The following is a 17,046-nucleotide window of genomic DNA, read 5'->3' on the forward strand; positions in this document are numbered from 1 at the left end:
CGCCGAGGCGGCCTTCCGGGATCTGAGTCTTCTAAGGAGGTGCGAAAAGTGAGCAAACGCGGGAACCCGTGGGTCGTCATGGTGACACTCTGTATCGGCTTCTTCATGACCATCCTGGACACCACGATCGTCAACATCGCCATCCCCGACATCCTCGTGGACCTGAATGCGACGATCACCGAGGTCCTGTGGGTGATGAGCGCCTACATCCTCGTGGTGGCCGTGCTGGTGATCACGGCGGGGCGACTGGGTGACATCGTCGGACCACGCAACGTCTTCATCGCGGGCATGATTCTCTTCACGGTCGCGTCGGCACTGTGCGGGGCCGCCCAGGAGCCCTGGCAGCTCATCGCCGCCCGCGCCGTGCAGGGCATCGGCGCCGCACTGATCACACCACAGACCCTGACCATCCTGACCGCGGTCTTCCCACCCGAGAAGCGGGGCCTGCCCAGCGCGGTGTGGGGCGTCACGGCCGGGCTGGCCGGACTGGCCGGACCGACGCTCGGCGGGCTCCTCGTCGCGGAGGGCACCTGGCGCTGGATCTTCTACGTCAACGTGCCGATCGGCATCGTCACCATCGTCATGGCGTTCACCCTCATCCCCGACATCCGTCCGGGCAAGCGTCCCCATCTGGACCTGACCGGGGCGCTCCTGGCGACCGCCGCGCTCGGCGCGATCACCTACGGCCTCCTCGAGGGCGACCGGTACGAGTGGGGAACGATCACCTCCTTCCTCACCGTCCCGATGGTCATCGCGGCCGGCCTGGTGCTGCTGGTGGTGTTCCTGGCGACCCAGGCGCGGACCCGGCAGCCGCTGCTCCCCCTGGGCATCTTCAAGGACCGCGGCTTCTCCCTGATGAGCTTCGTGATCATCGCCGTCTCCTTCGGGATGATGGGGCTGTCGCTCACCCTCACGATCTACCTGCAGCAGGTGCTCGGGCTCAGCGCGCTCCAGGCGGGCCTCACCCTCGCGCCGACCGCGCTCGCCATGATGTTCTCCTTCCCGGTCGTGGGATTCCTGATCGACAAAATCGGCGGGAAGTACGTCCTGATCACCGGGCTCACCCTCTATCCGATCAGCCTGGTGCTCATCGCGCTGATGGCACAGGCCGATTCCAGCCGGTGGGCGCTGCTCGGGCCGCTCATCCTGGCGGGCATCAGCCAGGCGGCCGCCTTCGCCCCGACCATCACGATGGCCATGCAGGACGTGCAGAAGGAGTTCACCGGGGCCGCGTCGGGCGCCTTCAACGCGATCCGCCAGATGGGCTTCCTGATCGCGGTCGCCGCGATGGGCGCGGTGCTGCAGAACCGTCTGAGCAGCGAGCTCGGTGACGAGGCGCGGCGCCAGGCGGAGCAGCTTCCCGGCGAGTACCGCGGGGACTTCGTCGACGCGATCACCACGGCGGCCAGGGGCGCCGAGGCGGGAGCCGACCAGGTGCAGCTGCCCGCCGGGGTGAGTGGCCAGCTGGCCCAGCAGATGCGGGAGATCGCCCAGCTGACCTTCGATCACGCCTTCGTCGGCGCGCTGCGATGGACCCTGCTGGTCTGCGCCGCGGTGGTGATCGTCGCGGGTCTGCTGAGCTTCGCCGCCAAGCGGCCCGACCCGGCCAAGGCCCCCACCCCCGAAGAGGAACTGGCCCTGATGTGAGACCTCCGTCCCCCGCCCCGTGCCTGACACGGCCCCTCCCGAGCACGGGGTGGGGGAACGGATCCCGCGGCGGGGGCCGAGGGAAGTCTCACCTCGGCGCCGGCCGAAAGAACAAGAAGATCCCAATCCCATATCAAAAAGGACATGACTTAATTCACATGGCCAATTACACAGCGCTCACCCCCCTACCCCCGCGGATGGAATTAAGGCCTAACTCGCTGGTCTTCTATCAAGCTTCCAGTAAAAATCTACCACCGTGTTCAACGATCCTAATCATGTGCCACATGGGACCATGATCCGCATATAGGGGATACACAATCGATCATTCCTGATGTAGGCATCAAGCCGCGAACGTGGGCGCGGCGACGGGGATAGCGAAGACTTCGGGGAGTCTGCAGGCTTTCGGGAGGTCTGCGCGCCTGTTACGTGCCAGAAAGCGGCCTGCAATGCTCAAGAGGCTGTCCGGAGAAGGCCAGGTGTGCGCGATGAGCAGGTCTGCGATGAGATTCTGTGTTCTGGGGACCCTGAAAGTTCTCGACGGCGGCCGGGAGGTGACTCCCACCGCGCCAAAACTTCGCCAGGTGCTTACTTTTCTCCTGCTTCGACGCAACAACATCGTACAGACCGCCGAACTCATCGACGAGCTGTGGGGGGAAAGCCCGCCGATCAGCGCTCTTTCCACACTACAGACCTACATCTACAAGCTACGCAAGATCCTCTCCAACGACAAGATCGATTCGTTCGAGGAGGTGCTGCGCACCCAGTCGTGGGGATACATGCTGGTGGTCGAGCCCGACGACCTCGACCTGGACCCGTTCGAGCGGCTGCTGGGGGCGGGCGCCGCGGCGCTGAAGAAGAACGATCCCGAGCAGGCCGCCGAGAACCTGGCCCGTGCCCTGTCGCTGTGGCGGGGGCCGGCGCTGGCGGACGTGGCGGCGGGAAATCTGCTGTCGGCCTATGTGGCCTCCCTGGAGGAGAGCCGGCTGCGCGCCCTTGAGCTGCGCATCGAGAGCGACCTGCGTCTGGGCCGGCACCGTGAGGTCGTGGGCGAGCTCAAGCACCTGGTCTCGGTGCATCCGCTCCACGAGGCCTTCTACGCGCAGCTGATGACCGCCCTGCACCGCTCGGGCCGGCGCTCGGAGGCGCTGGAGGAGTACCAGCGGCTGCGCGCGACGCTGGTGGAGGAGGTCGGCATAGAGCCGTCCGCGGAGTCGCAGCGGCTGCACCAGTCGCTGCTGTCGGCGGAGAGCCCCGCGAGCCCCGCCAAGGCGGAGCCGGCGATCGAGCCGAGCAGCGTGATCTCGGGCGCCGGGGACAGGCCCAGGAACGCGAAGGCGCCGCTCTGCCCGGCCCAGCTCCCGCCGGACATCTGGGACTTCACCGGTCGCCAGGGCTATGTCGGCGAGCTGGTCACGGCCGCCACCATGACGGAGCCGACGGTCACCACTCCGCCGACCATCCTGATCGCCGGCATGCCGGGGGTGGGGAAGACCGCGCTGGCGGTGCATCTGGCGCACCTCGTCAAACAGCATTTCCCGGACGGGCAGTTCTATTGCACACTCCGCGGCACTCACGGTGAGGCCGTGGACCCGAGCCAGATTCTCTACAATTTCCTTATCACTGCCGGTATGCCCGCCGAAAAACTTCCGAACAGCATCGAGGAACGCTCGAATCTGTTCCGGAGTTGGTGTTCCGCGCATCGCGTTCTCATCGTTCTCGACGATGCCGTGTCGGCCGCCCAGGTTTTTCCCCTCCTTCCGGGCAGCGAGTACTGCACGACAATCATCACCAGCAGGTCCGGGCTTTACGGATTCTCGTGCAGAAATCGAATAGACCTCGCTCCGCTGCCCCTGGACGAGGGGGTTCGCCTGCTGGCTGCGGTGGCGGGCGGGCAGCGCATCGAACGCGAGAGAAACAACGCCGAGAGCGTGGTGCGTTTTTGCGAGGGACTGCCGCTCGCGGTACGGGCGGCGGCCGCGCGGCTTACCGCCTCGCCGACCCTTCCGGTCCGGAGGCTCGCGGCCCGGCTGGCCAACCCTGAACTACGCCTCAAAGAATTGAATTCCGCTGACTTCGATATCTACGATCTGTTCGACACCATTTACCGGGAGCTTGACCCGCGTGAGCGCAGCGCTCTGTGGCTGCTCTGCCTGCGGCGCAACACGAGGTTCACCCTCGAGAGCGCCGCGCAGTCGATCGGCTGTGACATCGACACCACCGAGACGCTCCTGACCCGGCTGGTCTCGGCGCACTTCCTGCGCGCGGTGGGCGACGCCGGCGCGGGCGAGGGGACCGTCTACGCCATCAACGAGCTGGCCCGCATCTACGCCGAGGAGAAGCTGGAGAGCGAGCTCGGCAAGGGCAGCGCGGCCCTGGCCCCCACCACGGCTCCCACCACAGCCCCCGCCACGGCCGCCGAGCTGCAGAGCCCGGTCGACGTGACCGTCAGGAGGGCTCACCCTCCCGCGCTCACGCTGACCCAGACCGCCGCGCAACTCGACCTCGACCCCTTGCCCAAAGGTGCCGAGGAGCCCTACCGGGCGGACAGCGACCACTCGCGGAAGGTGTCCTGACGGCGGGCGCCACATGGGACGTCTCGGGCCGGGAAGCCACGGGCTTCCCGGCCCGAGACGTGGGGAGCGGGTCAGCGGAACTCCTCCGCGACGGCGCGGACGTACCGGCCGTAGTCGGACGACGCGAGCCGCTCGCCGAGCCGATGGCAGGCCTCCGCGTCGATGAACCCCATCCGCAGGGCGACCTCCTCGACGCAGGCGATGCGCACGCCCTGCCTCGCCTCCAGCGCGCTGACATACTGGCCGGCCTGCATCAGCGACGCCGGGGTGCCCGCGTCCAGCCACGCGCACCCCCGTCCCAGGTCGACCAGGCGCGCCTTGCCTCTCTCCAGGTACACGCGGTTGACATCGCTGATCTCCAGCTCGCCGCGGGCCGACGGCCGCAGGTTCTTGGCGATGTCGAGCACCTCGTTGTCATAGAAGTAGAGCCCGACGATCGCGCGGTTGGAGCGGGGCCTGGCCGGCTTCTCCTCGATGGAGACGAGCCTGCCCTCGCGGTCGGTCTCACCCACGCCGTACCGCTCGGGGTCGGTCACCGGATAGCCGAAGAGAACGCATCCGTCGACGTCGCGCGCGTTCTCCTGCAGGACGTCGTCGAACCTGTGCCCGTGGAAGATGTTGTCGCCCAGCACCAGCGCCACCGGATCGTCGCCGGTGTGGCCGGCCCCGATGACGAACGCCTCGGCCAGCCCCCGCGGCTCGGGCTGCTCCGCGTAGGAGAGGTTCAGGCCCAGCTGCGTGCCGTCGCCGAGCAGCCGGTGGATCTGCGGGAGGTCCACCGGCGTTGAGATGATTAATATGTCCCGGATGCCGGACAGCATCAGCGCCGACAGCGGGTAGTAGATCAACGGTTTGTCGTTCACCGGGAGCAGCTGCTTGGAGACCGCGAGGGTGATGGGATGCAGGCGCGTTCCCCGCCCTCCGGCCAGGATGATCCCCTTCATGTCCTCGCCGCCTCCGCCAGCAGGTCCACCTGGTCCGGGTCACCGGAGCACGGGAAGAGGATGAGCTCGTCACAGCCCGCGGACTCGTACTCCTTCAGCGTCCGCTGGAGCGCGCTCTCGGTCGTCACGGTCTGCGCCGCGGCGCGGTCCGCGTACGGACCGGCCTGCGCGTAGTACCGGCGCATGTGCGTGACGGCCTCCCGCGGCCCCGCCGTCCCGAGCGAGAAGTAGGCCAGCGCCACCATGCGCGGCCGGTCCGTCCGCCCCTCGGCCTGCCAGGCGGCACGGGCCCGCGCCACCAGTTCGGGGTAGGGGACCGAGGAGGAGCCGCCGGCGATCCAGCCCTGCCCGAGGCGGGCGGCCCGCCGCAGCGCCGCGTCCGTGTGGCCGCCCACCCAGATGGGCGGCCCGCCGGGCAGGACCGGCCGCGGCCCGATGCCGCCGCCCGGCCCCTCCCCCGCCCAGATCTCGCGCATCTCCGTGACCAGGGCGTCCAGCCGCCGCCCCCGCCTCCCGTACGCCTCTCCGGTCGCCTCGAAGTCGTCCGCGCGCCCGCCGGCGGCGACCCCGACCGTGAGCCGGCCGCCGGACAGCTCGTCCACCGTCGCCAGCTGCTTGGCCAGGACCGCGGCCCCGCCCCGGTAGGCGGCGATCAGGATCGTCGTCGCGAGCCTGATCCGCCGTGTCACTGCGGCGGCGGCCGCGAGGGTGACGACGGGTTCCTGGTTACCGGCCACGAGGCGGTCCAGCACGCCGAGCGAGGACAGGCCACGGGCCTCGGCACGCCGTGCCCATTCGAGCACGGTGCTCCCGTTCACCCCGTGTACCGTCGTCGGCAGGCCGACTCCGACGTCCATGGATCAGCTCGCCTTCCGCGCCACGATCAGCGTGTCGTGGTCACCCAGGGGCTTGACCGACTCGACGGTGAAGCCCGCCTCCTCCATCCACTCGCGGCACTCCCCGACCGGGTACTCCGAACCGCCCTCCGTCGTCAGCAGCATGTCCAGGCTGATCACGAGGTTCTCCGGGTCGGTCGGCTCGTCGGCCAGCATCCGGTCGTAGACGATCAGCGCGCCGCCCGGGTGGACGGCCTGGAACGCCTTCTCGACGAGCACGCGCCGCTCGGCCGGGGACCAGTTGTGCAGCACGTGCCCGATGGTCAGCACGTCCGCCTCGGGCAGCGGGTCGGCGAAGAAGTCCCCCGGGTGGAACGTGGCGCGGTCGGCGACCCCGAGCAGCTCGGTGTGCGCGTGGAACGCCTTCTCCATGGGCGGCAGGTCGAAGACGTGGACGTCCAGGTGCTCGTGCTCGCGCGCGACGCGGCTCACGAGGTTGCCCCGGGCGCCGCCGATGTCGGCGTAGGTCTTGACGCTCTTCCAGTCGAAGGAGTTCGCGATCAGCGGGGCCAGCATGGTGCTGAGCGCGTCCATCATGCCGAGGTAGCTGCTCAGGCGGGCCGGGTCCTCCAGCATCTCGCGGAACGCGTTGTCCACCCGCGGCTTGCCCGTCCGCAGCGCCTCGGTCAGGTCGCCCCACGCCGGGTAGAGGATGCGGTCGGAACGCTCGAGGAAGCCGCCGACGTACGCCGGCTCCCCCGGGTCGAGGAACCGTCCCGTGACGGGGGTGTTGGAGTAGCGTTCCCCCTCGCGTACCAGGAGGCCCAGCGCGACCAGGGTGTCGAAGAAGTCGCGGGAGGCACGCGGGTGCAGGCCCAGCCGCTCGCGCAGCTGCGGCTCGGTGAGCGGCTGCTCGGCGAGCACGGCGAACACCCGCAGTTCGAGGGCGCTGAGAAGCACCTTGGCCGTGCAAAAGGCGGTCTTGCCCAGCTGGATGATCTCCGCTGGGCCGGTGATCCGCGAGGTCTGCGTGGTCATCTGACGACTCCGTTCTCCGGTCGTTCACTCTCGCTGAGCCGCCGCTGCGGCAGTTCGATGATCACGGCCGCGTCCTGGTCGCCCAGTCCGGCGGCGATCGCGTCGGCCATGAGGTCACCCGCGCCCTCGGTCAGCGGCAGGGTGATCCCCCTGGCCATGGCGTCGTTGGCGGCCAGGCGCAGGTCCTTCTCCATCAGGCTGGTCCTGAAGGCCGCCGGCTCGTAGCGGCGCTCTCGCATGAACCCGGCGCGGAAGGCCAGGACCGGCGAGCTGAAGCCGCTGTTCGCGATCGCCTCGATCAGCAGGTCGCGGTCGAGCCCGGCGCTCACCCCGTAGGACACCGCCTCCGCCAGGGCCGCGGTCTGCACCCCGAGCAGGAGGTTGAAGGCCAGCTTCATGGTGCTGGCGGAGCCGGCGGCGCCCAGGTAGCGCGCCTCCTGCCCCAGTACGCCCAGCAGGTCGCCGACGGCCTCCACGTCCTTCCGGCTCCCCGCGGTGAAGATCCGCAGTTTGCCGGTGTGCGCCATCACGGGGTTGCCCAGGACGCACGCCTCGACGCGGGCGAGCCCCGCGGCCGACAGCCGCGTCGCCGCCTGCCGCGCGTACAGCGGTGAGGTCGTGGTGGTGTCCACCACGACGGTGCCCTCCCGCAGGGCGGGCAGCATGGCCTGGAAGAGCACCTGCTCGACGGCCGTCTCGTCGCTCAGGCTGAGCAGCACGATCGGCGCCTCGGCCGCGGCCTCGAGGGTCGCCAGGGCGCGGGCGCCCGCCTCGACCAGCGCGGCGGCCTTGCCGGGGGTCCGGTTGTAGACGGAAACGGGGTGGCCGGCCTCCAGGAGCCGGTGGCCCATTCCCACGCCCATCGCCCCGCTCCCGACGAGCGCGACGTGTGGAGGGGCCATCTCCCTCAGCCCCCGACCGGCAGGGTGTCGGCGGAGAGCTGCGAGATGCAGCGCATCGTCGCGTTCCTGAAGTACTGCCCGAACGCCTCGGGGGTGCTGGTGTCGCGCGTCTCGGCGAGGTAGGGCGCGAGCTTCGCCTCGAGCGCGTGCACGCCCTTGTGGCGGGCCATGTTCCCGGCCACGTGGATCAGGTCGCCCTCGTAGTGGATGACCCTGATCATGAGGTCGTCCTTGATGAACACCGCCGTGCCCACGAGACGGCCCGCCTCCTTGCCGTCGTCGTCGACCAGCACGGGCGTGCCCACCCGCTTGAAACCGGCGAAGATCTCGGCGATCTCGTCCTCGTGACCCGGCTTCACCCGGTAGGTGATCGCGGCGTACGGCATCAGATTCCTCCATCGACGTTCAGGGTCGTTCCAGTGATGTAACGGGACAGGTCACCGGCGAGGAACAGCACGGCGCCGGCCACGTCGTCGGTCGTGCCCAACCGGCCCAGCGCGGTCATCCTGGCCAGGCGTTCCCTCATCTGGGGCGGCGGGCCGAGGCCCTCGCCCTTGTCGATGACCCCGGGAGCGATCGTGTTGATCCGGATTCCCCGCGGTCCCAGCTCCTTGGCCAGTGATCTGGTCAGCCCGATCAGCGCGGCCTTCGAGGCGGTGTAGTGGCCGGTCTCCGCGCGGCCGCGCAGCGCGGCCGAGGCCCCGATGTAGACCACGGAGGCGCCCTCCGACAGCAGCGGCAGCGTCGCCTGGGTGACCAGGAAATGGGAGGTGAGGTTGGCGTCGAGGACGCGGTGCCACTCCTGCGCCGACAGTTCCCCCACCGGCGCCTCGCCGACCACTCCGACGTTGTTGATCACCGCGTCGAGTCCGCCGAACGCGTCCCGGCACACGCCGGCCAGCCGCGCCACGTCGTCCTCGGCGGTCACGTCCGCGCGGACCACGTGGTGCTGGTCGCCCAGCTCCTTCAGCTCGCGGGAGAGGTCGTCGGCCGCCGTCCCCGCGCTGTGGTGGCAGGTCACCACCCGCGCGCCCTCCCGGGCGAGGGAGAGGACGATCGTCTTGCCGAGGCCGCGCGTCCCGCCCGTGACGAGGACGCGCTTGCCGGATATCCCTAGTTCCATCATTCCTCCGTTCGGTTCCACGCCGGCCTCACGTCAGCACGACGGCGACCGCGTTGACGGTCAGGGCCAGCACGGCGAGTACGGTTCGCAGCAGGTGCCACCTGCGCCACAGGGGGCGCGGGTCCATCCAGTCCTCCGGGATCGCCGCCGGATCCAGCGCCTTGACCCGCCGGTTGATGGGCACGTTGCACAGGTGGGACACCACCGAGACGCCCAGCATCAAGGCGGCGGCGACCGCGAAGAGCGAGCGCGGCGCCGTCCCCGGCGTCACCACCGCGAGCACGACGTCCACCACGGCGGTCGTCAGCACGATCAGCGGCATCGTGGGGTCGTAGTTGCGGCCCACCAGCTTGTGGGTCTGCACGTAGCGGTCGGGGGGCAGGGCGAACAGCGCCGGCACGACGCTGAGGGCGACGCAGAACAGGACTCCCGCGGTCAGGCCGCTGCCCACCATCGCCGCAGTGCCCATCATGCCCATCATGCCCATACCGCCCATACCGCCCATACCGCCCTGCATGCCTAGTCCTTCTCCCCGCCCGCGTACACCGCGGTCCTGTTCTCGTACACGGCCTGGACCGTGTAGACGCCGAAGGACGCGCCCCGCGAGTGGTCCTGCAGGGGGCGCAGCGGAGCCGTCGTCGAGCGGTGCGACTCCCCCTCCTCCCAGGCGCGGAAGGCGTCCATGTCCCGCCACTCGCTCATCACCACGAAACCGGCCGGGTCGTGCACCGAGCGCAGCAGCTCGTTGGCGAGCAGCCCGGGGGTGCCGGTCAGGCTCCGGCTGATCCGGTGGTAGGCGCCCTCGACGGCCTCCGGCCCGGCGTCCGCGGCGGTGACGAAGACGAGGATGCGCACCCGGTCGCTCATCGCCGCCGAGCCGTCTCGCGCGACATGTCGTAGACCACGTTCATGGTGGTCATCGAGCCGCCCGACCGGTACGGGTGCAGCTTGGTGCGGTGCTCCAGGTGGCGGTCGCTCCTCTCGAACTCCCGGAAGCGCTCCTCGTCGGCCCAGTCGCTGACGATGTAGTAGACGTCCTCCTCCTCGGCGCTCCTGGAGAGCCACTGCCCGCGGTTGGCCGGGTGGTGGGTGACCGCGTCGGCGACCTGGTACCAGACCTTCTCGAAGTCCTGCCCCATCCCCGGCTTGATCTGCATGCGCAGCGTCACCCGGAACATGGACGCGCCGGTTTCGGCCGTCATGTCAGATTCCCCCGTCCACGTGGATCGTCTCGCCCGACACGAAGCTCGACAGGTCGCTGGCCATGAAGAGCACCACGTTCGCGACCTCCTCGGAGATCCCCATCCGACCGAGCGGGATCATGTTCTGGTAGCGCTCCCTGACCGGGGCGGGGATCTCGCTCTCGGTCTCCACCGGTCCCGGCGCGACGACGTTGACCCGGATCCCGCGGGGGCCGAGTTCCTTGGCCAGCGACCGGGTCAGCCCGATCAGGCCGGCCTTGGACGCGGTGTAGTGGGCGCGCAACGGCACCCCCACGGTGGCCACCCGCGAGCCGACGTTGACGATCGAGGCGCCCGCCGACAGGAGCGGGAGCGAGGCGCTCACGACGAAGGCGGTGCCGGTGAGGTTGGCGTCCAGGACCCGCCGCCACTCCTGCGGCGGCAGTTCCGCGAACGGTATGTGGCTGATCACGCCCGCGTTGTTCACCACGATGTCGAGGGAGCCGAACCGTGCCCGGCATTCCTCGGCGAGCCGCTCGATGTCGTCGAGCCGGCCGACGTCGGCCTTGATCACGTGGTGGTCGCCGCCGATCTCCTTCAGCTCCCGGGCGAGCCGGTCGGCCGCCTCGCCCTCCTGCCGGTGGCAGGTGACGACGTCGGCGCCGGCGCGGGCGAGACCGAGCACGATCGCCCGGCCGATGCCCCGGGTGCCGCCCGTGACGAGCGCCTTCTTCCCGGCGAGTCCGAATTCCATGGTTGTCCCTTCGCGTTCAGATGAGGGCGGTCGTGGCCCAGGCGTTCACTCCGAACGCGACGAGGGCCAGGACTGTGCGGGTGAGGTTCCAGTTCCGCCAGCGCACCCGCGGATCCCGTTCCTCCCAGTCGGCGGGGCGGGTCTCGGGGTCGAGCGAGGTCACGTACCGGTTGATCGGCACGTTCTTGACGACCGAGATCGCCATCACGACGAGCAGCAGCCCGGCCGCGACCCCGAAGAGGGCCCGCGACGTGGCCGTGGGCGCCACGAAGATCAGGACGATGTCCAGCACACAGGTCAGCGCGTTGACGATCGGCATGAAGGGGTCGTAGCGCGGCCACATGAAGCGGATCGCCCCGACGTACCTGTCGTACGGCTGGGCCAGCATCCACGGCACGACGCCGATGACGGTCGAGAGCATGATGCCGGCGGCGAGGCCGTTGCCGAGCAGCACCAGCGGCAGCAGGATCTGGACCACCACGTCACACCGGAGCCGACGCCGCCCGGGCGGCCTCCTCGACTCGTTCCTTGATGCGGCGCATCTGCACGGCCGAGTTGCGGTTGATCCGGTCGGTCATCCCGGCGTCGTCGACGGGGGCCTCCGGTTTCATGTGGAAGTCCTGGATCCAGCGCATCCGCACGCCGTCCGGGGTGGTGGTGTACTCCCACCGGATCTTCATGTGGTCGAACGGGCCGGTCTCGACCCGCTGGGCGCTGACGGTGCCCGCCCCCCGGTCGACGGTGCGCTCGGAGACCCAGCTCCAGACCTTGCCGTTCTCGTCGGGGTGCATCGTCAACCGGAAGCGCACCGTGTCGCCCTCGCGGTGCAGGATCTCCGCGGCGGCGTACTCGCTGAACAGCTCCGGCCAGGACGCCACGTCGTTGGTCATGTCCCAGACCAGGTCGAACGGGGCGGCGATCAGGATCTCGTTGTCGGTGTGACCTGCCATGACACCACTCCTTCGCTCAGGCCGCCGGCAGTCGCTGGTTGACGAAGTCGAGCGTCTGCCGGGGCGTCTCCAGTTCCTCCATGGCGTCGTCGGGGACCACGACGCCGTAGTCGCGCTCCACCCGGGCGCCGATCTCCAGGACCGCCAGGGAGTCCAGGCCGAGCTCCCTGAACGAGACGTCGAGGATGTCGGCGTCCAGGTTGGCCGACGCCTCCACCCCGCACTCGCGCATGATCCGCTTCAGTTCGTCCAGCCGGAGTTCCGTCTTCTCCACGTGTTCCTCCAAAAGTGCCGATGAACGGGCCGTCAGTCGCGGACGGCCCGGACCACGAGCGCGGCGTTGAACCCGCCGTGACCGCGGGCCAGGACCAGCGCTGTCCGCACGCTCTTCTCTCTGGGGACATCCCGGACGAGGTCGATGTCGCAGCCCGGGGCGAGCCGGGCGACGTTGGTGGTCGGCGGGATGACCGAGTGGTGCACGGCCAGCAGCGCCGCGGCCAGGTCGAGCGCCGCGCCTCCGGCGTAGAGGCGGCCCGTCATGGTCTTGGGGGCCGTCACCGGCACGCCGAACGGCCCGAACACCTCGGCCAGCGCCTGGGACTCGCGCAGGTCCGCCCCCTGGACGCCCTTCGCGTCCGCGAAGACGACGTCCACCTCCTCCGGCGTGACCCGGGCGTCGGTGAGCGCGCCCTCGATGGCGCGGCGCAGTCCCGGCTGCCGGTCCGAGCCCGGCCGCGGGTCGAAGGTGGCCGCGTAGCCGGCGATCTCGCCGTAGATCCGCTCCGCGCCGCGCGCCCTGGCGGCGCCCTCGTCCTCCATGACGAGCATCGCGCCGCCCTCCCCCGGCACGTAGCCGCAGGCCTCGATGTCGAAGGGCAGGTAGGCGCGGTCGGGGTCGGCGGAGCGGCTCAGCATGCCGGTGGGCATCTGGGTGACCAGCCCGTACGGGCTGAGCGAGGCGTCGGTGCCGCCCGTCAGCACGACGCCGGTCCCGCCGCGCAGCACCCGGCGCGCCTGCGCGACGGTGTCGAGGCCGCCCGCCTGCTCGGTGGCGATCACCCCGCAGGGGCCGCGCATGCCGTGCCGTATCGAGATCTGGCCGGTGGAGGCGGCGTAGAACCAGGCGATGGACTGGTAGGCGCCCACGTGACGCGGGCCGTTGCTCCACAGCGCCTGGATCTCGCGCTGCCCGAACTCGTTGCCGCCGGAGGAGTTGGCCGTCATCACGGCCATCTCGTACTCGGGCTGCCGCGCCGGGTCGATGCCCGCGTCGGCGAGCGCCATCTCGGAGGCCGCCAGCGCCAGGTGGGTCATGAGGTCGGTCTGGACGGTGATCTTCCTGGGCAGGTGGTCGTCGACGGCGAAGTCCCTGACCTCGCCGGCCAGGGTCACCGGGTAGGGCGCGGGGTCGAACCGGGTGATCCGCCCGAGGCCGCTCCGGCCGGCGAGGGTGGACGACCAGAACCTCTCGGTGCCGAGGCCGTTGGGGGCGGTCACCCCTATGCCGGTGACGACATACCTTCCGGTCACCTGGCCACACTCCTTTCCGCGAAACCCGCAAGGCCCGCGCGGGGTCTCGGGGAAGGGACGCGGCGGGGGCCGGAGGGGGCGCGCGCGGGGAACGTCATGCGGGCACCTTCCCGGGATGCGCGAGCACCATCGCGGTCTGGAACCCGCCGAAGCCGCTGCCCACGGTGAGCACCCCGCCGAGCTCCCTCTCCCTGGCCGTCAGCGGCACGTAGTCCAGGTCGCACTCCGGGTCGGGGTTGTGCAGGTTCGCCGTGGGCGGCACGACCTGGTGCTCGATCGCCAGCGCGCAGGCCGCCACCTCGATGGAGCCGATGGCGCCCAGCGAGTGGCCGACCATCGACTTGATCGAGCTCACCGGCACCTCGTAGGCGCGGTGGCCGAGGCTTCGCTTGAAGGCCGCGGTCTCGTGCCGGTCGTTCTGCTTGGTGCCGGAACCGTGCGCGTTGACGTAGTCGATGTCACCGGGGTTGAACCTGGCCTGCTCCATCGCGACCCGGATGGCCTCGCCCATCTCCCTGCCGTCCGGTTTGAGGCCGGTCATGTGGAAGGCATTGCTGCGGGCGGCGAAGCCGACCACCTCGCAGTAGATGTGCGCGCCCCGGCGGATCGCCAGGTCACGGTCCTCCAGCACCATCACCGCCGCGCCCTCGCCGAGCACGAAGCCGTTGCGGCTCCTGTCGAAGGGGCGCGCGGCGTGCTCGGGGTCGTCGTTCCTGGGGGTGGTGGCCCTGATCGCGTCGAAGCACGCCACGGTGATCGGGGAGATGGGGGCGTCGGTCGCGCCCACCACGGCCACGTCGGCGGCGCCCTCCTGGATGAGCTGGTAGCCGTGGCCGACGGCGTCCAGCCCCGAGGTGCATCCGGTCGAGGTCAGCGAGACCGGGCCCTCGGCGCCGCACGCCCAGGCGACCTCGACGGCCAGCGTGCTGGGCACCAGGTAGTCGTAGAGGTGCGGGGCGGCGTAGGAGTGGTCGACCTCCCAGCGGCTGCCGCCGTCGCTGGCCACGACGTACTCCTGTTCGAGGCTTATGGTGTTGCCGACCGCGCTGCCCAGGCTCACCGCGAGGCGCTCGGGCGGCACGCCCTCCCCGCCCAGCCCGCTGTCGCTCCAGGCCTCCCGGGCGGAGATCACCGCGAGCTGCGCGGCGCGGTCCATCCGGCGGATCTCCTGGGGCGACAGCCCCTCCGCCTTCGGGTCGAAGTCGCATTCCGCGGCCACCTGGGAGCGGAACCCGGCCGGGTCGAAGAGCGAGATCGTGCGGGTCGCCGTGCGGCCGGCGGTGAGCAGCTCCCAGAAGGCCTTGGAACCGATGCCTCCCGGGGTGGCCGTTCCGATGCCGGTGATGACGACCCGCCGTCCGCCCATCACTTCCCCGCCTCGGGGCCGCCGGCCTGGCCCGGGTACGGCTCGGTGTCGACGTGACCGAGGTCGGGCCGCGGGGCCAGGGGGCACAGGTGGAAGACGGCGAACGCCTCGCTCTCGCTCCGGTTCATCACCCGGTGCCGGACGTTCTTGGGGATCACCATGCCCTCGTCGGCCTCGAGCGTGAGCTCCTGCTCGCCGTTGATCCGCACCACCAGGGTCCCCCGGGTCACGTAGAGGAACTCCTCGGAGTAGGGGTGGTAGTGCTCGGACACGTACTCGCCGGGCCGGATGGTGAGCAGGCCCATGAATCCCGTACTGGTGCCCACCGTGTTCGGGCTGAGCAGCACGCGGATCTCACCGCCTCGGCGGTTGTTGACCACCGTCTCCTTCAGGCTGACCTTCGTCAGCGTGACCTCTTCCTTCGAGCTCGCCTCGGGGGGCGCGACACCGGTGTCAGACACGTCGGTCACCTTCTCCTTCCTCCCACTCGTAGAACGGGGTGGCCATCGCGTCACGCGGGCCGCGCCAGCTCGGGTCGTAGGGCAGCACGTACGGGGCCAGCCTGTCGCTGACGTCCTTGAAAAGGTGGTGCCGTCGCACGTCGTCCACGCGTGCGGCCACGTCGGTCTCCGACTCGGCCAGGTGGAAATAGAGATCGTGGAAGCGGAAGAGCGTGCGACGGGTCACCCCGACCAGTCCTGGCAGCTCCGTGGCGTCGGAGCCGGCGAAAATCCCCGCCACCGTGTCGGCGTCACCGGGGTTCATTCTGGCGACGATCAATGTACGGCGCACCCGCGCCTCCTTTCAGCCCATCGCATGGTGAGTAAGAGTGCTCAGTTGCCTGTCGTGCCCGCCGACCGGCTCGGGCGGCACCCGGGCCAGGTTCTCCAGGTCGGCGACGAGCTCCGCCGGGGTCGGGTGGGCGGCCATCTCCTCGCCCAGGCGCCTCGCCGAACGTCCGTGACCGGGTGAGGCCAGGAGGTCCTCGACGGCCCGGCGGATCTCGGCCGGTTCGAACCCGTCCGCCGGGTCCAGCACCAGCCCGGCACCCGTGGCCGCGAGCCGTCGGGCGTGCCCGGCGTGGTCGGGAAGCCGGGGCAGCGCGAGCTGGGGAAGGCCGTTCACCAGGCCGGTGAGCATCGATCCCGCGCCGCCGTGGTGGACCACCAGGTCGCAGCCGGGCAGCAGCAGGTGGAGCGGGACCGACTCGGCCACCCGCGCGTTCGGCGGCAGGTCGCCCAGGACGGCCCGCTGCGCGGGAGTGATCGCCACGACGACCTCCGCGTCCAGGCCGGCCAGGGCGCGGGCCGCGTGCCCGGCGAGGAAGAACTCGTCGCCGAGCCGGGACATCGTGGTTCCCCAGGTCACGCAGATCCTGGGCCGGCCCGTGCGCTCCGGCGGCCGGGCCGGGTACGCGTCGTGCGCGCCGTTGTAGGGGAGGTAACGCATCCGCCGCCTGGCCCCGGGAAAGTCCTCCTGCAGCCCCGCGGGGCAGGGGTCGACGGTCAGGGCGCCCAGCGGGTCGGCCTCGTCGACGCCGAGCCGGTCGCGGATCGGTTCCAGCGCCCGGATCACCGCCTCCCGCGCGGGAAACAGCAGGTCGATCCCGTACAGCTGCCGGACGGCGGGCACACCGGCCGCCGCGGCCGCCGGCGGGCCCGCCCAGGCGGTCGGGTCGTACACGACGAGGTCGGCACGCCAGTCACGGGTGAAGGCCGCCAGGTCGTCGACCATGGACTCGGCCAGCTCGACGAACATGCCCAGCGCCCGGGGCGTCCTCGCGGACGGTTTCCCCTCCGCGGGGCGTGCCGCCGGTCCGGCCCCGTTCTCCGGCACCAGCCCGCGCACGAAGCTCCGCACGACACCGGTGACGTCCACGTCGTACCCGACGGGGACCGGGGTCAGCCCCGCGTGGGCGATCACTTTCGCGAGGCCGGGCGGGGCGGCGACGCGAACCTCGTGACCCGCGGCCCGGCACGCCCACGCGAGAGGAATCATCGGATACACATGCGAGGGCCATGCCCACCCCGTGAACAGCACGCGCATCGAAGAACGCCTTCCTGTCGGTACCGGCGACTCACTCATCCGGACACTGACAGCTCCCCCTCGAGGGCTGGACGATGGCGCGGCGCTCGCCCGACGGCGTGATCGAGCGCCGCTCGAGCGTCCTGCGATCGGAGCTATTTAGCGTAACTCGCGTAA

Annotated in this window: 20 protein-coding genes; 2 read left to right on the top strand and 18 right to left on the bottom strand. The window is 70.4% G+C overall.

Translation table 11 applies throughout. From position 1 onward, the window contains the following. The first annotated feature begins 48 nt into the window (after positions 1-48). Positions 49-1,647 carry a DHA2 family efflux MFS transporter permease subunit gene (locus tag OG587_RS31995; protein WP_329081877.1) on the top strand — a complete coding sequence of 533 codons (1,599 nt, stop codon included), beginning with the start codon at positions 49-51 and terminating at the stop codon, positions 1,645-1,647. Positions 1,648-2,147: 500 nt separating this feature from the next. Next, complete coding sequence (locus tag OG587_RS32000; RefSeq protein ID WP_329081879.1) at positions 2,148-4,220, top strand: AfsR/SARP family transcriptional regulator; 2,073 nt, start codon at positions 2,148-2,150, stop codon at positions 4,218-4,220. Between the two features lie 71 nt (positions 4,221-4,291). Here the strand turns inward: OG587_RS32000 and rfbA are convergent, their stop codons facing one another. The 18 genes from rfbA to OG587_RS32090 form a co-directional block, all read right to left on the bottom strand. Then, positions 4,292-5,164 (bottom strand): glucose-1-phosphate thymidylyltransferase RfbA, encoded by an 873-nt coding sequence (gene rfbA, locus OG587_RS32005; protein ID WP_329081881.1) that lies wholly within the window; start codon positions 5,162-5,164, stop codon positions 4,292-4,294. Further along, positions 5,161-6,021: an LLM class flavin-dependent oxidoreductase gene (locus tag OG587_RS32010; protein ID WP_329081883.1), complete on the bottom strand. Its 861-nt coding sequence runs from the start codon at positions 6,019-6,021 to the stop codon at positions 5,161-5,163. The genes rfbA and OG587_RS32010 overlap by 4 nt, the downstream gene beginning before the upstream one ends. Before the next feature lie 3 nt (positions 6,022-6,024). Next, a complete protein-coding gene (locus OG587_RS32015) occupies positions 6,025-7,038 on the bottom strand; it encodes a methyltransferase (RefSeq protein WP_329081885.1) in 1,014 nt (337 codons plus the stop codon). Then, positions 7,035-7,940 carry an NAD(P)-dependent oxidoreductase gene (locus OG587_RS32020; RefSeq protein WP_329081886.1) on the bottom strand — a complete coding sequence of 302 codons (906 nt, stop codon included), beginning with the start codon at positions 7,938-7,940 and terminating at the stop codon, positions 7,035-7,037. Before OG587_RS32020 ends, OG587_RS32015 begins: the two co-directional genes overlap by 4 nt. A 5-nt stretch (positions 7,941-7,945) precedes the next feature. Continuing rightward, on the bottom strand, positions 7,946-8,326 hold the full coding sequence (locus OG587_RS32025) for a SchA/CurD-like domain-containing protein (RefSeq protein ID WP_329081888.1): 381 nt from the start codon (positions 8,324-8,326) through the stop codon (positions 7,946-7,948). Then, on the bottom strand, positions 8,326-9,066 hold the full coding sequence (locus OG587_RS32030; protein WP_329081890.1) for an SDR family NAD(P)-dependent oxidoreductase: 741 nt from the start codon (positions 9,064-9,066) through the stop codon (positions 8,326-8,328). The genes OG587_RS32025 and OG587_RS32030 overlap by 1 nt, the downstream gene beginning before the upstream one ends. Before the next feature lie 25 nt (positions 9,067-9,091). Then, positions 9,092-9,580 (bottom strand): anthrone oxygenase family protein, encoded by a 489-nt coding sequence (locus tag OG587_RS32035; protein WP_329081892.1) that lies wholly within the window; start codon positions 9,578-9,580, stop codon positions 9,092-9,094. A gap of 2 nt (positions 9,581-9,582) precedes the next feature. Then, positions 9,583-9,918 (bottom strand): antibiotic biosynthesis monooxygenase family protein, encoded by a 336-nt coding sequence (locus OG587_RS32040; protein WP_329081894.1) that lies wholly within the window; start codon positions 9,916-9,918, stop codon positions 9,583-9,585. Positions 9,919-9,926: 8 nt separating this feature from the next. After that, positions 9,927-10,265, bottom strand: a complete 339-nt coding sequence (locus OG587_RS32045; RefSeq protein WP_329081896.1) for an antibiotic biosynthesis monooxygenase family protein — start codon at positions 10,263-10,265, stop codon at positions 9,927-9,929. A gap of 1 nt (position 10,266) precedes the next feature. Next, entirely contained in the window at positions 10,267-10,998 is a 732-nt protein-coding gene (locus tag OG587_RS32050) for an SDR family NAD(P)-dependent oxidoreductase (protein ID WP_329081899.1), read from the bottom strand. Positions 10,999-11,014: 16 nt separating this feature from the next. Next, a complete protein-coding gene (locus OG587_RS32055; RefSeq protein WP_329081901.1) occupies positions 11,015-11,479 on the bottom strand; it encodes a DUF1772 domain-containing protein in 465 nt (154 codons plus the stop codon). Position 11,480: 1 nt separating this feature from the next. Beyond that, positions 11,481-11,948: an SRPBCC family protein gene (locus tag OG587_RS32060; protein ID WP_329081903.1), complete on the bottom strand. Its 468-nt coding sequence runs from the start codon at positions 11,946-11,948 to the stop codon at positions 11,481-11,483. Between the two features lie 16 nt (positions 11,949-11,964). Next, positions 11,965-12,222, bottom strand: coding sequence for an acyl carrier protein (locus tag OG587_RS32065; RefSeq protein WP_329081905.1), 258 nt, complete (start codon positions 12,220-12,222; stop codon positions 11,965-11,967). Between the two features lie 32 nt (positions 12,223-12,254). After that, on the bottom strand, positions 12,255-13,478 hold the full coding sequence (locus OG587_RS32070) for a ketosynthase chain-length factor (protein WP_329081907.1): 1,224 nt from the start codon (positions 13,476-13,478) through the stop codon (positions 12,255-12,257). A gap of 94 nt (positions 13,479-13,572) precedes the next feature. After that, a complete protein-coding gene (locus OG587_RS32075) occupies positions 13,573-14,844 on the bottom strand; it encodes a beta-ketoacyl-[acyl-carrier-protein] synthase family protein (protein WP_329081909.1) in 1,272 nt (423 codons plus the stop codon). Further along, a complete protein-coding gene (locus tag OG587_RS32080; protein ID WP_329081911.1) occupies positions 14,844-15,305 on the bottom strand; it encodes a cupin domain-containing protein in 462 nt (153 codons plus the stop codon). Before OG587_RS32080 ends, OG587_RS32075 begins: the two co-directional genes overlap by 1 nt. Then, positions 15,298-15,636, bottom strand: a complete 339-nt coding sequence (locus OG587_RS32085; protein WP_329081913.1) for a TcmI family type II polyketide cyclase — start codon at positions 15,634-15,636, stop codon at positions 15,298-15,300. The genes OG587_RS32080 and OG587_RS32085 overlap by 8 nt, the downstream gene beginning before the upstream one ends. A 12-nt stretch (positions 15,637-15,648) precedes the next feature. Continuing rightward, positions 15,649-16,842 (bottom strand): nucleotide disphospho-sugar-binding domain-containing protein, encoded by a 1,194-nt coding sequence (locus tag OG587_RS32090; RefSeq protein WP_329081914.1) that lies wholly within the window; start codon positions 16,840-16,842, stop codon positions 15,649-15,651. Positions 16,843-17,046: the final 204 nt, after the last annotated feature.

It is taken from the genome of Streptosporangium sp. NBC_01469 (assembly GCF_036227305.1).
Classification (GTDB): Bacteria; Actinomycetota; Actinomycetes; order Streptosporangiales; family Streptosporangiaceae; genus Streptosporangium.

What these genes read in the sequence shown, in the direction of transcription:
- OG587_RS32000 (WP_329081879.1), top strand. Translation starts at nt 2,148, where the DNA reads ATGAGATTCTGTGTTCTGGGGACCCTGAAAGTTCTCGACGGCGGCCGG.
- rfbA (WP_329081881.1), bottom strand. Translation starts at nt 5,164, where the DNA reads ATGAAGGGGATCATCCTGGCCGGAGGGCGGGGAACGCGCCTGCATCCC.
- OG587_RS32010 (WP_329081883.1), bottom strand. Translation starts at nt 6,021, where the DNA reads ATGGACGTCGGAGTCGGCCTGCCGACGACGGTACACGGGGTGAACGGG.
- OG587_RS32015 (WP_329081885.1), bottom strand. Translation starts at nt 7,038, where the DNA reads ATGACCACGCAGACCTCGCGGATCACCGGCCCAGCGGAGATCATCCAG.
- OG587_RS32020 (WP_329081886.1), bottom strand. Translation starts at nt 7,940, where the DNA reads ATGGCCCCTCCACACGTCGCGCTCGTCGGGAGCGGGGCGATGGGCGTG.
- OG587_RS32025 (WP_329081888.1), bottom strand. Translation starts at nt 8,326, where the DNA reads ATGCCGTACGCCGCGATCACCTACCGGGTGAAGCCGGGTCACGAGGAC.
- OG587_RS32030 (WP_329081890.1), bottom strand. Translation starts at nt 9,066, where the DNA reads ATGATGGAACTAGGGATATCCGGCAAGCGCGTCCTCGTCACGGGCGGG.
- OG587_RS32035 (WP_329081892.1), bottom strand. Translation starts at nt 9,580, where the DNA reads ATGCAGGGCGGTATGGGCGGTATGGGCGGTATGGGCATGATGGGCATG.
- OG587_RS32045 (WP_329081896.1), bottom strand. Translation starts at nt 10,265, where the DNA reads ATGACGGCCGAAACCGGCGCGTCCATGTTCCGGGTGACGCTGCGCATG.
- OG587_RS32050 (WP_329081899.1), bottom strand. Translation starts at nt 10,998, where the DNA reads ATGGAATTCGGACTCGCCGGGAAGAAGGCGCTCGTCACGGGCGGCACC.
- OG587_RS32060 (WP_329081903.1), bottom strand. Translation starts at nt 11,948, where the DNA reads ATGGCAGGTCACACCGACAACGAGATCCTGATCGCCGCCCCGTTCGAC.
- OG587_RS32075 (WP_329081909.1), bottom strand. Translation starts at nt 14,844, where the DNA reads ATGGGCGGACGGCGGGTCGTCATCACCGGCATCGGAACGGCCACCCCG.
- OG587_RS32090 (WP_329081914.1), bottom strand. Translation starts at nt 16,842, where the DNA reads ATGATTCCTCTCGCGTGGGCGTGCCGGGCCGCGGGTCACGAGGTTCGC.